General features: G+C 41.0%; 10 protein-coding genes and 1 pseudogene. All 11 read right to left on the minus strand.

The features are described 5' to 3' along the window. Positions 1 to 254: 254 nt before the first annotated feature. Positions 255 to 3671, minus strand: coding sequence for a S8 family serine peptidase (locus AB6M99_RS05990; protein WP_369350372.1), 3417 nt, complete (start codon positions 3669 to 3671; stop codon positions 255 to 257). A gap of 285 nt (positions 3672 to 3956) precedes the next feature. Further along, positions 3957 to 4718 (minus strand): TraX family protein, encoded by a 762-nt coding sequence (locus AB6M99_RS05995; RefSeq protein WP_121834619.1) that lies wholly within the window; start codon positions 4716 to 4718, stop codon positions 3957 to 3959. A 106-nt stretch (positions 4719 to 4824) separates the two neighbouring features. Beyond that, positions 4825 to 8001 carry a carbamoyl-phosphate synthase large subunit gene (gene carB / locus AB6M99_RS06000; RefSeq protein WP_369350373.1) on the minus strand — a complete coding sequence of 1059 codons (3177 nt, stop codon included), beginning with the start codon at positions 7999 to 8001 and terminating at the stop codon, positions 4825 to 4827. A 143-nt stretch (positions 8002 to 8144) separates the two neighbouring features. Beyond that, positions 8145 to 9230 (minus strand): carbamoyl phosphate synthase small subunit, encoded by a 1086-nt coding sequence (locus tag AB6M99_RS06005; RefSeq protein ID WP_121834617.1) that lies wholly within the window; start codon positions 9228 to 9230, stop codon positions 8145 to 8147. A gap of 325 nt (positions 9231 to 9555) precedes the next feature. After that, on the minus strand, positions 9556 to 10488 hold the full coding sequence (locus AB6M99_RS06010; RefSeq protein WP_121834616.1) for an aspartate carbamoyltransferase catalytic subunit: 933 nt from the start codon (positions 10486 to 10488) through the stop codon (positions 9556 to 9558). A 2-nt stretch (positions 10489 to 10490) separates the two neighbouring features. Then, positions 10491 to 11012, minus strand: coding sequence for a bifunctional pyr operon transcriptional regulator/uracil phosphoribosyltransferase PyrR (gene pyrR, locus AB6M99_RS06015; protein ID WP_121834615.1), 522 nt, complete (start codon positions 11010 to 11012; stop codon positions 10491 to 10493). Between the two features lie 804 nt (positions 11013 to 11816). Then, positions 11817 to 12707 carry an RluA family pseudouridine synthase gene (locus AB6M99_RS06020; RefSeq protein WP_121834614.1) on the minus strand — a complete coding sequence of 297 codons (891 nt, stop codon included), beginning with the start codon at positions 12705 to 12707 and terminating at the stop codon, positions 11817 to 11819. Then, positions 12698 to 13156: a signal peptidase II gene (lspA, locus tag AB6M99_RS06025; RefSeq protein WP_121834613.1), complete on the minus strand. Its 459-nt coding sequence runs from the start codon at positions 13154 to 13156 to the stop codon at positions 12698 to 12700. Before lspA ends, AB6M99_RS06020 begins: the two co-directional genes overlap by 10 nt. Continuing rightward, entirely contained in the window at positions 13153 to 14067 is a 915-nt protein-coding gene (locus tag AB6M99_RS06030) for a LysR family transcriptional regulator (protein WP_369350375.1), read from the minus strand. Before AB6M99_RS06030 ends, lspA begins: the two co-directional genes overlap by 4 nt. A gap of 54 nt (positions 14068 to 14121) precedes the next feature. Continuing rightward, positions 14122 to 14976: a GNAT family N-acetyltransferase gene (locus AB6M99_RS06035; protein WP_121834611.1), complete on the minus strand. Its 855-nt coding sequence runs from the start codon at positions 14974 to 14976 to the stop codon at positions 14122 to 14124. Between the two features lie 912 nt (positions 14977 to 15888). After that, positions 15889 to 16620 (minus strand): annotated as a pseudogene (locus AB6M99_RS06040) (CHAP domain-containing protein); the annotation flags it as partial. Between the last annotated feature and the right edge of the window lie 122 nt (positions 16621 to 16742).

Genomic DNA, 16742 nt, shown 5'->3' on the forward strand with positions numbered 1-16742 from the left:
TATTAATCACCACTTCTAATGTCTCGCAGTCGCTAGTTTTTATAAGTGATATGACTGCTGGTTCACGGTATCAATGATATTTATTCATACTAAAAATAAGAAGCTGAGAAAAATATTCCCAACTTCTTTGATATTTGGCTTTTGACACTAAATTCTATACCAATCAAACTTAGAATGTATTCACAATATTATAGATTGTAGAAAACAGTCAATTGGTTCTCTCTTTGTCACAGAGAAAATCACATTTTTAGCCATTAACGCTTGCGAGTGTTCTTGCGATAAGCCATGCTAAGAATAGCTCCACCGATTGCCAATAAGCCAGCTGAAATAGCTCCGATAGCTGTTTGTTCACCTGTTTTTGGCAATGCTGCTGTCTTAGAAGTTAGCGATTGCTTCTTAGCTACTCGTGAAAACTGATTTGGAGTTTTCGAAACAGTAGTTGCCAACGTTGAGTGAACTGAACCTGTCTCAAGAGATTTCACTTCTGACGACAATTTATCTTCTTGCTTCGTCTCTTTATCGTCCAATTTTGGAGCGATTTCAGATGGTTTGTCATCCTTAGCTTCTGGCTGTGTTTCACCCTTGCTTTCTGGATGTGGAGAAACTTCTGGAGCTCTGTGAAACTCAACTTCTGGTTCTTTCTCTTCGTCCATAATCTCTGGAGCTTTGCCTTTTTCAATCAACTCAAGCAAAGGCATTTGATTATAGTTTCCAGCCATGTCTTCGACAACATAGCTCACATTTTCTAATGTGATTTCAATATCGTCTTCAGTCATCTCTGGAATTGTAACGGTACCATCTTCAGCGATTGGTAAATAAACCACGCTATACAGACCTTCTTCCTCGTCTAGTGAAAGGAATGCTAGACGCTGACGGTAAATTGGCAAGCCTGTTACTTCTGGTTGACTGACAGTCAATTGACGTGTTTCTTTGTTATAATTCACGACTTGAGGAAGAGCTGGTTTTGTCACATTGACCATGATTTCAAAATCCATATGTTGTTCTTTAGCACCTGTTGTCATTGGCGTGTAGAGGACACGATAAATGTAGGTACCATTCGCTACAGTTTCGCCATCCTTATTCGTGCCATCCCAGCTCGTGTTGGTATATTCAACAGCTCCCTGAACTTCATCACTCTTATTGTAGTTTTTATGAGCGATTGCTTCGTTATCACTTTCCCAAATCACGTCACCTGTTTCTTTATCAAGCACTTGAGCTTTTAAGCCCTTGGCATTTCTAAAGAAAGTTCCTTGGAAAGTAACGGTATCCATATTACCATCTTCATTTGGAGAAATAGCAAGATAAGGTTTATCACCTTGATGAATTAAAAGACGTTTGTTTTCATCATCTATTTTTTCATATGACCCTAAAACCGTATTCACTTCTGATTCTGGAGCATCTTCATCTGATAAACCAGCTCCTACAGCAGACCATGGTTTATAGTGTGATTTTAAAGCAGTAAAGCCTTTTTCTACAAAATTACCATATTTTAAATCAAATTCATTAGTCTTTTCTTGAGGTTGGTAATAGAATGTGCCTTCAAGACGGTTATAAATAGCTTCTTCAGCAGCAGGTAAATCTGCAAAGTTTCCTCTAAAGCCAACAAATGGGATACTCATATCTACTCCTTGAGCATCAACGGCTTTAAACTGTACAAAACCATCTAGGAAGTAACCATTTGGCATCTCAGCTTGCAATTTCTGATCTGCTGACGATACGTCAACCTTAAGCGTCACCAATTGACTGCTACGCGGCGCAACGATGACACGTTGTTTAGCTGTATCGAGAACATGCTGAGGTGATAACGTAAAGGCTTTATCAGAAACCTGATCACTCATCACTGTTGCATGGTAATCAAACGTTTTTGGTGTGTCACCAAGATTGTGCACCATGACTGGGATTTCAAATGTGGTTGCCACATCATTTAAGTGGATTTTAGTCTGTTGACCATTACCTGTAACATAGGTATCTGATTTCACAACTTTTGAAAGATCAAGTGCACCTGCACCCTGCTGACGTGGGGAAATAAAGGTTCCAGCTTTAACATTTTTAATTGGATTTGCCGTTGACATCAATAAAGCTTTTGCCAATTCCAAACGTTTTTCTGGAGTAAGGTTTAAATGTGCAAATTTTGTTTCCACATGTTTGAGCAATAAGTTCATTACAGCTGTCACATGCGGTGTTGCCATACTTGTTCCTGACCAAGGTTCGTACTTATTACCAGAAATTGATGAATAAATCCCATGACCTGGTGCAGTGATATCCGGTTTCATATGACCATCTGCAGTCAATCCCCAACTTGAAAAATCATCCATGTAGGCACCTTTAGGTAAGGTAAATTGGCCATAATCACCTGTAAAGGTGAGGTTAGCATCGGTCATACCTTTCAAGATTACACCATCTTCGAAGGTCATAAATCCTGCTGGAATATCCCCTTGTGGCAAACTTTCTAACGAACGTCCTTCCAAGTGGTTAACAATAATGATACCTGCTGCCTTATGTTTAGCAGCCATTGCCATTTTTTCTGCGAATGAGAGTGCGCCTCCACGGTTAACAATGACTATTTTTCCTGCAACATCTTGATTACTATAATCAGCCTGTTCTCCTTCTTTCAAAACAACAAAGGAATACGCCTTTTGATTATCTAATGGTGCTGTCAATTGAATGGCCAAACGTTTTGGTTCAGTAGTAGGAGTTGTTACTGTAACCACTTCTGCAACGAGTTTTTCTGGAACGTAAGAAGCTACGGTTAGCACATTTTCTGATGTTGCCGGGGTTCCAATAATCCCAAAATCAGGATTTTCAGCACTCGGTTTACGATCATAGCCTCCAAAGGCACCATCGTTTCCTGCTGATACAACAATAGCAACACCTTTTTCTTTAGCCTCTTTAATGGCTTGAAGGGCTTCTTCTGATAATTCTTGCTCAGCTTCTGCCGTATTTCCAAAACTCATATTAATAGCTGTCGCACCCAATGCTACCGCATCCTTAATCGCTTGAGCGTATTGTTTAGAATTTTCCAAACGCTGAGAACGTCCTGCTAACTTGGTTCTCATAAAAAGAAGTTGTGCTTCAGGTGATAAGCCTTCAACAACAAATTGATTGCCAAGAGCATGCTTAGACTGACCTGCGACAATACCTGCCACATGTGTCCCATGATCCGTATCTGTCACTTTGACATTGCTACTGTAATCATGGCTGTAAACGATTTTCTCGTTATGCCATTGCCCTCTGTCAATGCCAGCTTCTTTCTTCTTCGCTTCTAGAGCTTCCTTTGTTGGGTAAAGACCTGATTCTGAACTGTTACCTTGAAAAGCTTCATGAGATAAATCAATCCCAGCATCAATCACAGCAATAGCTGTTCCAGCACCTTTTCCTGCTGCTTGCCATAGATCATTAACCTCAGGTGTCACTCCTTGAACAGTTGACGCTTTTTCTTGAGCAGTATCAGATGACTCCTCAGATACCAAAGCGCTTTCTGAAACAGCAGCTTCTGAGTTTTCTACTTCCGCTTTTTCTGGAACAGGTAAAAATACTGGCTGTGAGACTTCTTCTGTTCCCAATTCCGAAATCTGATTGGCCGAAGCCACACCACTATGCCACAACAAAACACTGGTAGCCATCAAAGTGACTCCCATCCATTTACGTTTCTTATAAGACTGATGTTTCAAAATAAATCCTCCAAATTCTTATCGTACCTCAATCTTACAGAAATTATTTACACCTTTCAATAGCAATACTAAAATCAAATCTATTCCTAATGTTATCTAAATGTTATCTTTATAATCTTTATTTTAAATTAATGTTTCTGGGATGTTTTAAGATTTTTTAAGAAAAAAACTTCATAAAATAATGAGTAATTCATTAGCCTTGAACTCAACAACTGTCAAAAAGGCTGGATATCATCCAACCTTATGTCAACTTATCTGAACAAGTTAAACTATCCATATTCTTACCTACCTACTAATAATCGGGATAATAATATATGTATTGATAAGTATGAGTAGTAATAGGTGCACTGGATAAAACCAATAGAAGAAATATTTTGATTGTAGTCCCCGCTCGCCATTGTACAAATTAATAAATAATAACGAAAACACCGATAATAAGAAATTTGGCTCCATAAGGCCTTGTATTGAAAAATCCAAGCCACAAATGTACATAACCAAAGCCGCTAAAACTGTTTTTAATACAGGTTTATCACGAAAAAGATAAAATACAGAAATCAGAAAAATGCCATAATACCAGCCGTCAAATGAAAAAATATACGACAAGGTAGCTCCTAACAATACAGCCAAACTACTCCTGATGACATTTCCTTTATAGTGTTGAATAACTGTCAAAACTGCTAAACCTAATAACAGGGTAAATAGCACATTTTGCTGACGGAGACTAAAAAGTTTCCCAGTTAACGCTAAATCGTAGATAGGTTCTGATAGGACAGCAAATACCCCTAAATTTAAAAAATACCTTTTCAAGCTTCGAGTACACAAGAAACCTTCTACTAACAAAAAGCAGAAAATAGGAAAAGCCACTCTACCCAAAATATGAAACAATTCAGAAACGAATAACAGAATTGAAAATTGTGCATCCGTAAGCATTGAATACGGTGCTGTTAATATAATCCCCTGTTCCAATATAATTTGACTAAAGTGATCCAACACCATTGCTACAACAGCTACCATTTTCAACGTACTACTGGTAAAACATTTTTTCATTATAGCACCTCACTACCACTTGAGTTGTTATTATTATACCATTCTTAGATTTAATTTAGCCATAAAAAAGAAGATGAACTAAGACTTTAGCCCATCTTCTGATAGTTTATATCGCCTGTGTTGTAAAGCCACGGCTTTCGAGGACTTGAAGCATAGCTTCTGCGGTGTCCAAGGCTGTGAAGAGTGGCACGCCTTGGGCAATGGCAGAGCTACGGATAACTTGTCCATCTTCATCTGCGGTACGTTTGGTACCTACGGTGTTGATGATTGCCTGTACTTTCCCTTGACGAACAAGGTTTGGAATGTCGGTATCATCTTGGCCAATTTTACCAACAAGTTGTGCCTCTAAATCATTTTCTGCAAAATATTTAGCTGTTCCTTCTGTCGCAAGGACATTGTAACCAATACGATCAAAGCGTTTTGCCAAGGCTAGCGCTTCTTCCTTAGTATCATCAGCAATGGTGAAGACCACATTTCCAAATTCTGGCAAGTGGAAGTAGCTCGCTTCAAAGGCTTTATATAAGGCTTTTTCAAGGGTCACATCAGAACCCATGACTTCCCCTGTTGACTTCATCTCAGGTCCAAGAAGGCTATCTACCTTAGCTAATTTTGTAAAGGAGAAGACTGGTGCTTTGACGTGAACCAGCGGACTTTCTGGATAAAGTCCATCTTCATAACCTTGCTCTGCTAATGATTTGCCAAGAATCAAGTTGGTCGCCACTTGTGCCATTGGAATATCGGTCACTTTAGACAAGAATGGAACCGTACGACTAGCGCGTGGGTTAACCTCAATCACGTAAACCGTCTCATCCTTGATGACAAACTGAATGTTCATCATCCCGATGCAGTTAAGCCCAATAGCCAAACGTTTGGTATAGTCAGCAATGGTTTCTTGAATTTCTTTGGACAATCCTTGCGGTGGGTACACAGCCATTGAGTCACCTGAGTGGACACCGGCACGCTCAATATGCTCCATAATACCAGGAATCAAGACATCTTTCCCATCAGATATCGCATCTACTTCGCACTCACGACCAACGAGGTATGAGTCAACGAGAACAGGGTGTTCTGGACTTGCTTTTACAGCTGTACGCATATAGCTACGCAAATCCTCTTCATTTTCGACGATTTCCATGGCACGTCCACCGAGAACGTAAGATGGACGTACCAATACTGGGAAACCAATTTGGCGAGCCGCTGCAACAGCTTCTTCTTCATTGGTTGCTGTCTGACCAGGTGGTTGTGGAATGCCTAAGTCTTTCAGAGCTTTTTCAAACAGCTTACGGTCTTCGGCACGATCCAAATCCTCAACTTGGGTACCAAGAATAGTTACACCTGCATTTGATAGCGCTTCTGCGAGGTTAATCGCTGTCTGACCACCAAATTGTACCACGACGCCTTTTGGTTGTTCCAACTCAATCACATTCATCACATCTTCAAAAGTGAGTGGCTCAAAGTAGAGTTTATCAGAGACTGAGAAGTCTGTTGATACCGTCTCAGGATTTGAGTTCATGATAATCGCTTCGTAACCTGCTGCTTGGATGGCTTTGACAGAATGCACCGTCGCATAGTCAAACTCGACACCTTGTCCGATACGGATTGGACCTGAACCAAGTACAATCACTGACTCTTTATCTGATTTGACAGACTCATTTTCCCACTCATAGGTTGAGTAGAAGTACGGCGTTGAGCTTTCAAATTCAGCCGCACAGGTATCTACCATCTTGTAAACAGGGACAATCTTATTCTCTAGGCGAAGAGCTCGTACCTCTGCTGTCACCATGTTCCAAAGCTCTGCAATTTTACGATCTGCAAAACCATTACGTTTGGCTTCTTTGAGCAACGCTACATCACCAGCATGTGTTGCCAGCTCTTGTTCGATTTCAAAGATATGAAGGAGCTTATCTAGGAAGAAAATATCAATCTTTGTCAGCTCTGCCAATTCTTCAATCGTATAACCACGGCGAATGGCTTCTGATAAGTAGAAAAGACGGTCATCTTGAGCTTTAACAATTTTTTCAACCAAAGCATCATCTGTCACATCTGCTAGTTCTGGCATTTCATTGTGATGAACACCAATTTCCAGAGAACGGCAGGCTTTCAGAAGACTTTCTTCAATGTTACGACCAATTGCCATGACTTCTCCAGTCGCCTTCATCTGTGTCCCAAGGCGGCGTTCACCGTGTTCAAACTTATCAAATGGGAAACGTGGAATTTTTGCCACCACATAGTCAAGTGCTGGCTCAAACATAGCGTAAGTCGTCCCTGTAACAGGGTTAATCATCTCGTCAAGCGTCAAACCAACTGCAATTTTGGCTGCCAATTTGGCAATCGGATAACCTGTTGCCTTTGAAGCTAGCGCTGATGAACGAGACACGCGCGGGTTCACTTCAATGACATAGTATTTGAAGCTGTGAGGGTCGAGTGCTAACTGAACATTGCAGCCTCCCTCGATTTTAAGGGCGCGAATGATTTTTAGGCTGGCATCACGGAGCATTTGATTTTCAATATCAGACAGCGTCTGCGTTGGCGCAAATACAATCGAATCACCTGTGTGGATACCAACTGGGTCAAAGTTCTCCATGTTACACACAACTAAGGCGTTATCAGCGGCATCACGCATCACTTCATATTCAATTTCTTTGAAACCAGCGATGGAACGCTCAATCAAACACTGGGTTACAGGCGAGAGCTTCAAGCCATTTTTAGCAATGGTGCGAAGTTCCTCTTCATTGGCACACATCCCACCACCTGTACCACCAAGGGTAAAGGCAGGGCGGACGATAACAGGGTAACCAATGCTGTTGGCAAAGGCTACCGCTTCTTCAACTGTTTCAACAATCTCAGATTCAGGAATCGGCTGCTCCAACTCCTCCATCAATTGTTTAAAGAGGTCACGGTCCTCAGCTTGGTCAATAGCAGACAATTTTGTCCCCAAAAGCTCAACACCAAGTTCATCAAGAATACCAGCTTTTGAAAGTTGCATGGCCATATTCAAACCAGTCTGTCCACCAAGGGTTGGTAAAAGAGCATCAGGTCGCTCCTTACGGAGAATGCGTGTGACAAATTCTAAGGTAATCGGTTCAATATAAACCTTATCCGCAATTTCTTTATCCGTCATGATGGTTGCAGGGTTTGAATTGACCAGAACAACGCTATAACCTTCCTCTTTCAAAGCCAGACAGGCCTGTGTTCCAGCGTAGTCAAACTCAGCTGCCTGACCGATAATAATCGGACCAGACCCAATCACCATAATTTTTTTAATATCTTTTCTCTTAGGCATCTTATTTCCTTTCGTATTTCCTATCTCTCTGGATAGAATTAAATAGTGGCTCCGACACAAGAAAACAACTTCGACAAACCGTTCCAAATTGTTTCAATTCGTAGGAGCTTAAAGACTGTCTATCATCATAACTTCTGGATATCCTATTCCGTTACCTTATCCAATTTCCAAGCATCAATCATCTCAAGAAATTCATCAAAGAGATAGCTAGCATCATGTGGACCAGGTGCTGCATCTGGGTGGAATTGGACTGAAAAGGCTGGAAAATCACGGTGGCGAACCCCTTCAACGGTCTTATCGTTGATTTCTTCGTGCGTAACCATTAGACAATCTGGTAAGCTGTCTCTATCAACTGCAAACCCATGGTTCTGACTGGTGAAATCAACACGACCTGTCGCAATCTCACGCACCGCATGGTTAAAACCACGGTGGCCAAATGTCATCTTATAAGTCTTAGCGCCGTTTGCTAGGCTAAAGAGCTGATGTCCCATACAGATACCAAAAATCGGAATTTTACCTTGAACACCACGTATCATCTCTAAAACTTCTGGAACATCTGTCGGATCCCCAGGACCATTTGACAACATGACACCATCTGGATCGAGGTGTAAAATGTCTTCTGCCGTTGTGTTGTAAGGAACAACCGTCACATTACAATCACGTTTTGAAAACTCACGTAGGATTGAGTGTTTTAAACCAAAATCAACAAGGACAATCGTTTTACCAACTCCTGGAGCAGGGTAAGCAGTTTTAGTGGAAACTTGCTCGATATTATTTGTAGGTAAAACCGTAGCTTTAAGCTGTTCTTGTAAATGTGCTAACTCACCACCATTAGCAAGCGTCGCTTTCATTGTACCGTGTTGACGGATAATTTTAGTTAGGGCGCGTGTGTCGATGCCAGAGATACCAGGAATATTTTTAGACTTTAAAAAGTCATCCAAGGTCATCTGATTACGCCAGTTGCTTGCTCGTCGTGTTGCTTCAGAAACTACTACCCCTTTACAAGTCGGCGTAATGGATTCATAGTCATCACGGTTAACCCCATAATTTCCCACCAATGGGTAAGTAAAGGTTAAAATCTGTCCATTATAAGATTGGTCGGTGATTGACTCCTGATAGCCAGTCATACCTGTGCTAAAGACAATCTCTCCAGTCACATCACATTCCGCACCAAAGGCTTTTCCTTCAAAAACAGTACCGTCTTCTAAAATCAATAATCGTTTTGCCATTGTTTTACTTTAAGGGATGCTAATGTTACTCAGCTTAATCCCCGCCCGCTAGCATCGCTAACAAGCTTCTCCTTTCTATTTGCTGTCTCTCTGGACAGCATTAAATAAATACTTCTGTCTAAATAGCGTGAATGAGTCACTCCGATGTGAGAAAACAACTGCGATCGTTCAGTTGTTTTCGAGCTAGTGCCTGACATAGCCAAGTCACCATAGTGATTGGCGTTTGACAAGGAGCTACTTTAGTAGCCCTTGGAAAGTGGTAGGTCTTTCTATTTGTCGCCTCACAGGACAACATTAAATATCTAAAAACTAACCGAGAACCTTGCTATTGTTCTTTCCGCCCTCTCATAATCGCTTCTAAAATCGCCATTCTCACAAAGACACCGTTAGTCATTTGCTTCACAATCCGTGATTTTTCAGCTTCGACCAGACTATCAGCGATCTCCACATCACGGTTTACTGGGGCTGGGTGCATGATAATAGCAGAGCTTTTAAGACGTTGATAACGCTCTTGATCCAAACCGAATTGACGATGATATGTTTCTTTTGAAAAGGTCCCATCACCATCATGACGCTCATGCTGCACTCGCAACAACATCATCACATCAAGTTCTTCAATGACATCATCAATAGCAATGTACTGACCGTAGCTGTCAAACTCTTCTGAGTACCATTCAACAGGTCCTGCAAAATAAAGCTGCGCTCCCAAGCGTTTTAAAATTTGCATGTTTGACTTTGCCACACGAGAATGCGTAATATCTCCCGCGATGCAAATTTTTAGGCCTTCAAAACGACCAAATTCTTCATAAATCGTCATTAAGTCAAGTAAACTTTGACTTGGGTGCTGACCAGATCCATCACCACCATTAACAATGGAAGCTGAAATCGTAGCACTCCCAATGAGCTGTTTGTAGTAATCAACCTCTGAATGCCTAATCACACAAATGTCAACACCTAGAGCATCTAATGTCAGCACTGTATCGTAGAGGGTCTCCCCTTTATTAACGGAGCTTGTTTCAGCATGGAAATCAATCACATCAAGTCCCAGTTTTTTCTCTGCGACTTCGAATGATTTATGGGTGCGCGTCGAATTTTCAAAAAAGAGATTCGAAACAAATACCTGATGCTCCAATGCATGTGAAGCTCTGCCATTTTTTAAAGAAATCCCTCGAGAAATTAAACCTAGAACCTCTTCTGCACTTAAGTGCTCCATCGACACTAAATGTTTTAGCACTACCTTATCATCTACAATGGGCATGCTTATGCCTCCTCAACTAAAGTGACACGGTCTTTGCCATCCACTTCGACCACTTCAACAATGACTTCTTCACTACTGCTGGTCGGAATATTTTTCCCAACATAGTCGGCACGAATTGGCAATTCACGGTGCCCACGGTCAACCAAGACCGCTAAACTCACACGCGCAGGACGACCGAGACTAACAAGATTGTCAATGGCCGCGCGGATGGTACGCCCTGTATAGAGCACATCATCAACCAAGATAACATCTTTATCCGTGATATCAACCGACATGACAGTGGTATCTTCTTCAACCTTGATGTCATCACGGAAAGGCTTGATATCAAGCTCTCCTAATGGAACATCTAAATTTTCAAGTTGAGATAGACGCTCTTGAATACGTTTGGCTATAAAAACACCACGTGTTTTGATACCAGCTAAGACAATATTATCTAGGTTCTTATTGCGTTCAATAATTTCATAAGTAATGCGCGTGATGGCACGTTTCATCGTCACATCATCGATGATTTCTTTACTCTTCATAATAATCCCTCCTGATAAATGAAGCGCTAATGATACAAAAAATCCCCTTGTTTCCAAGGAGACACTGAAAAATAGAGACAATTAACCCACCGCTATTGCCTGTTTTTTTAAGCTCTCCTTAATCGCCTCACGGGACGATGTTAAAGGATTTTTAATTATCCCTATTATAGACAAAAAACTGAACAATAGCAAGTAAAAAAACAATTTCATTCTGAATTTTATACTTAACAAAACTCAAAATTTACTTTTTTTGTTCCTTTCTTAAAAGTGCGGACGCTCCAAAGGTCTGGGAGAGCTTTGGAGGTGGGAAATAAGACGAACAGAGTTCGTCACAGTCGATAAGGTTTGGGAAACCTTTTGAGGTGGGAAATGAAGCTGAAGAATTCAGCGTCAAAACCTCCTACGGAGTTTCATTGCTAGATTTGAGCCTGTTTTTCGCAGTAGATGATTGGCTGAACTTGTCGACGGCTCGACAGCGTCCAACCTAATCATCCTTGCGGGGGAACTACTACGAAATTGATTCTCAATTTCTGTAGTTCTCCCAAAAATCCGTTCTTATCAAGCAAATTACCCTCGCTTTTTGATTTCTAAGCTTGGGCTAAACTGTCCACTGGACAGTTTCACTAATAATAATACCACTATAGCGAAAGAAACATTTTAGCCTCACTTCGTTCGGTGGCCTATTAACGATATTAGAGGTTCTAAACTGCTAGTTTTGATTTTGGAGGAGTATAATCAGTATTCTTGATAGATAAACCAATCAGCCCAAACAAAAACTCATCGGCATTTGCCGACAAGCTTTCGCTATCCTTTTCTTAACTGCTCCAAGGTTTCTTGGAAAATGGCAGGTACAGGTGCGGTGAATTGCACCAATTCTCCTGTTCTTGGATGGGTAAATCCAAGGGTTTGGGCGTGTAAGAACTGACCGTGACCTTTAAGGGTTTTACGTGGTCCATAGGCTTCATCACCAGCAACAGGGTGTCCAATATAGGCCATGTGAACACGAATTTGATGGGTGCGACCTGTTTCTAGCGTCAATTCTACTAGCGTGTAATCCCCAAAACGTTCCAAGACTTGGAAACGTGTCACTGCTGGTTTTCCTTTAGCAGTAACGGCTTGTTTTTTACGGTCTTTTTCAGAACGGCCAATCGGCGCCTCAATCATACCACGGTCATTAGGTAAATTGCCATGCACAATAGCAAGGTATTTACGAAGTGACTTTTGAGCTTTTAATTCCTCTGCTAGGGCATTGTGAGCGACATCGTTTTTAGCAACCATTAACAAGCCAGAGGTATCTTTGTCAATGCGGTGCACAATTCCTGGACGAACCACACCATTGATAGACGATAAATCTTTGATATGGTACATAAGGGCATTGACTAAAGTTCCTCTTGTGTGACCTGCAGATGGGTGAACGACCATGCCTTGTGGTTTATTAACCACAGCAACATCCTCATCCTCATAAACAATATCTAAAGGAATATCTTCTGCCACGTACTCTAAAATTTCTTCTTCTGGTACTTCATAAGTGATGATATCACCTGCTTTGACAGCATATTTTGCCTTGACAGCTTTGCCATTGACCAAAATCGTCCCAGCCTTAATGCCTTCGTTAGCTTGAGCGCGTGACAATTCCGTCAACTCTGCCACTGTCTTATCAAGACGATGACCACCTTCTTTTACAACTACTTCCATGCTTCCTCATCTTTCCACAATGCTAATGCCAACACAGCTACTCCGACCGTTAGGTAAGAGTCCGCCACGTTGAAAATCGCAAAATCCACAAAATCCAAATGTACCATATCGACCACATAGCCTAGTCGTACACGGTCAATAAAATTACCTAGTCCCCCTGAAATCACAAGGATCAAACCAAGCAACAGCAACCAATTTCCCTTAATATTTTTAATCAGATAATAAATAGCTGCACCAATCACAACAACTGTGACGAGAGCAAAGAACCATTGCTGATTTTGCAACATGGAAAAAGCTGCGCCATAATTTCTGACGTAGGTCAAGCTAAAAATCGGAGGTAAAAAAGACTGAACCTCTTCTAACGCAATATGTTCCACAATCCAAAATTTACTCAACTGATCCAGAGCAATCAACATAGCAATCATTGTTGGAATCACATATTTTCTCATGACTTGTCCTCCTCTAAATCATTAAAGTAGGCTTTCATGACAGAGACAAATTTCTCTGCACATGCTGATAAATCCATTTCTGCACGCTTGACGTAAACCATCTGATTATCTGTAGCCCCTTCTAATGGGATAACAGTAATCCCATTAACACTGGCACTATCAAGAAAACCAGAACCTGTGGCATAAGCATCCGTACGTTCTAAAATACCATTCAAAGTAGCGCGGTCGGTCACTTTAAAAACAGTAGTCGAATCGCTTCGGTCAACTAAATTTTCAGAATAGTAAAGGTACTCATCCTTCTCCTGTGTAAAGAGAACAGACGGAAAACCCGCTAAATCGTCCATCGTTAGACTCGATTTAACCGCCAACGGATGGTTTTTTCGTAGGTAAATGTGCGTTTGAAAATGGCTGAGCTCCACATATTCTAAGCCCTGCTTTTCCATTTTACGTAAAATGCCATCGCGGTTCTGCTCATTGAGGTAGATAATCCCAAGCTCGCTATGCCCTTCTACCACCTCATCCAAAATCTGAACCGTCGTTGATTCAAAAATCCTAAAGTGGGCATATTCTGGATAAGCCTCTGAAAACTTGGTAATCACAGGAGGCAAAAAATCATAATGCTGACTCGAAATCGAAAACTCTTTTTGACCAGATTTATTATAGGTGTACTGATTTTCAAAGGAATCAAAATTCGCCACCAAGCGCTGTGCTTTTTCAAAGAAAATCGTCCCACGTGTCGTCAAAACAGCACCCGAAGTGGTTCTCTTGAAAATTTTAAAACCAAGCTCTTCCTCAAGGTCTTTGACAGCAACTGACAAACTAGGCTGACTAACATAAAGTGTGGTCGCTGCCTCACGAAAAGTCCCCGTGCTTGCAATCGCCACAACGTATCGTAATTGTTGAATATTCATGAGAACTATTATAGCAAATTTTACAAAAAAAAACCTGCACAATGCAGGCTTAGTTTATCTAAGATAAGTAATTTCTGAGGCAATAACAAAGCCAAGTTTTTCATACAAACGTTTAGCAACAACATTGTCAGCCTCCACTGCAATTTGAAAAGGACGACTATCATTCTCAATACGATCATTAAGAATATACTTAGTCATGTAAGTCCCAATACCTTTGCCTTGCTCAGCATTTTTAACAGCCAATCCATATAAAAGTTGATCGCCTGATGATAAATCAACCGTACAAGAGGCGATAACCTCTTCAGCTCGCAAAACAACATAAAGAAGACTCGTTTCATCCTCAATCGCCTCACGCGCATACTGACGACACAACTCCAAGTCTTCTTCAAAGGTTTCAGATTGAAACTTTGCGATCGCTTCCAGATGTTGTAAGTCAGCCTGACACACCCTAATATCAGACCTTTCCTCTAGCGCTACTTTATCACAACCGCGGCTCATCCAAAATTCACTTTCATTAGTCTCATTGACCTGCCAAGCAGATAGCAACCAAGGATTATTAGTCAAAAAATGACGCTCAATATTAAAACTTGGTTTTCCAAGGCCGTAATCTCTTGTTGACTCCTTATAATTTTCAAAAAGCTGGCGCGCAAGTCCCTGACGACGATACGCTGGTGCTACCCAAATAAATAAGTCCACTTCATTAGGGTCGTCTGCATACACGGTCAAAAAACCACGAAGCTCATTTTTTTCATAAACTAAAAAGAAGGCGGGCATGTCTTGATCAAAATTGAGCATATTTGAAAGATATGGCTCGCGTGTAAAGTTATCATAGTCCCTAATTTCAGCAATTAATTGGCGCACTTCTTGCTCCTGCTGTTTTGATAACTGATTCGTTACAATAATTTTCATGATTTCTCCTTGTGTAGATACTTAGAATTAATACTTAACCAAATTCAAAAATTCCTTTTTTGTTTCTTTCTTAAAAGTGCGGACGCTCCAAAGGTCTGGGAGACCTTTGGAGGTGGGAAATAAGACGAACAGAGTTCGTCACAGTCGATAAGATTTGGGGAACCTTTTGAGGTGGGAAATGAAGCTGACAAAGTCAGTAACAAAACCTCTTAGAGAGTTTCATTGCTATTTTTTGAGCCTGTTTTTCGCAGTGGATGATTGGCTGTACTTGTCGACTACTAGACAGCGCCCCCCCCTAAACATCCTTGCGGGAGAACTACTACGAAATTGACTTTCAATTTCTGTAGTTCTCCCAAAAATCCGTTCTTATCAAGCCAATTACCCTCGCTTTTTGATTTCTAACCTCAGGCTGAAACTGTCCACCAGACAGTTTCACTAATAAGAATACCACTATAGCGAAAGAAACATGTTAGCCTCACTTCGTTCGGTGATTTATCAATGACATTCGAGATTATAAAATGCTAATTTTGATTTTGGATGAGTATTAGAGTCCTATTATCTAATCGTGTTTATTTCTTTCAGTATGAGTATTGAGCATTTGGTCAATACTTGATGTACGTAGTATATCAAATTTTTTTCAAGAAAAATAGGACCTCCCATTTGGGAAATCCTACTTTTTCTGTTAGTTAAACTAAATTATTTCGCAATTGGGTAAACAGAAACTTGTTCTATATTATAAAAAGAAATCGTTCTGCAATAATCTTCAAAACCTTTAAAAATCAATATTTTAGGACATCTACAAATTTCATGAAATGACATGGTCATGAATTTTGGGTACCAAAATGGGTACCAAAAAAGCCCCCAGCAAACGCTGAGGGCAGTTGTCTTATCGAAAAGATTTCCTTTCTTATTTTATTCGATTGTTCCCCAAAGACTGATACGATTCCCTGCCTCGTCAGTCTGACCAATCGCCATATAATTACGATTACCAGAGCCTCCGATGTACGAAATCCAGCGGTAGCCATTGGCAGATCCTTTGCTGTCGTATGTGACAGACATACCAGGTTCGTACACTGCCACAATTTCGCCATTTAAGTTCGGCGCACGGCGTGCATTGATAGACGCTTCTCCGACTGTAAAAGTGCCAGTTTCTGGGATAAGCTCAATCTCGTTGCTGGTTGGCTCTACAGCGCTTGTCTGAGTTTTCGTGTTGTCAACATATGGTGGATAAAACCACCCAGTCACACCGCTAAAATCACGAGTGTTAAAACGGGCTGGACCCCCTACTTGTAAGCTGTCCCAGTTTCCATCAATATTTTGCTCGACAGTTTGCATAGTGTAACCGTCACTATCAGCAATTACAACACCGGTGTGGCCAAACTCGTGACTAGCTACCGCCATGACAAACACTGCGCCATGTCGTGGATTTTCCTCGGTTGGCATGTAATGCACTTCCCAGCCTACCTGTGCGGCTGCATTTAGCAAGTCAATAGCATTACCCCACAAATCCACACCAAACCAATTTTTGGCAATGAAACAAGGCAAATCTGCACACTGTGTGCCAAATGCTCCATCTTTATCAACACCCATGCCAGAATTGGCTAGATCGATTGTGTATTGTACAATCTCATTTGCTGTTGTCATTTACTTTCCTCCTCTAAAAAAATTCGAAAAATGGGTTAAGCATGATGGCTATTAAACCCAGAGGCAACACTAACGGTAAAAATATCACTAGCGCAAATAGTTTTAAACTAGCCTTCATGCCA

This window comes from Streptococcus hillyeri, from assembly GCF_041081565.1.
Lineage (GTDB): Bacteria > Bacillota > Bacilli > Lactobacillales > Streptococcaceae > Streptococcus > Streptococcus hillyeri.

Excerpts from the sequence above, each read along its gene's own strand:
- AB6M99_RS05995 (WP_121834619.1), bottom strand. The coding sequence starts at position 4,718 with ATGAAAAAATGTTTTACCAGTAGTACGTTGAAAATGGTAGCTGTTGTA.
- carB (WP_369350373.1), bottom strand. The coding sequence starts at position 8,001 with ATGCCTAAGAGAAAAGATATTAAAAAAATTATGGTGATTGGGTCTGGT.
- AB6M99_RS06005 (WP_121834617.1), bottom strand. The coding sequence starts at position 9,230 with ATGGCAAAACGATTATTGATTTTAGAAGACGGTACTGTTTTTGAAGGA.
- AB6M99_RS06010 (WP_121834616.1), bottom strand. The coding sequence starts at position 10,488 with ATGCCCATTGTAGATGATAAGGTAGTGCTAAAACATTTAGTGTCGATG.
- pyrR (WP_121834615.1), bottom strand. The coding sequence starts at position 11,012 with ATGAAGAGTAAAGAAATCATCGATGATGTGACGATGAAACGTGCCATC.
- AB6M99_RS06020 (WP_121834614.1), bottom strand. The coding sequence starts at position 12,707 with ATGGAAGTAGTTGTAAAAGAAGGTGGTCATCGTCTTGATAAGACAGTG.
- lspA (WP_121834613.1), bottom strand. The coding sequence starts at position 13,156 with ATGAGAAAATATGTGATTCCAACAATGATTGCTATGTTGATTGCTCTG.
- AB6M99_RS06030 (WP_369350375.1), bottom strand. The coding sequence starts at position 14,067 with ATGAATATTCAACAATTACGATACGTTGTGGCGATTGCAAGCACGGGG.
- AB6M99_RS06035 (WP_121834611.1), bottom strand. The coding sequence starts at position 14,976 with ATGAAAATTATTGTAACGAATCAGTTATCAAAACAGCAGGAGCAAGAA.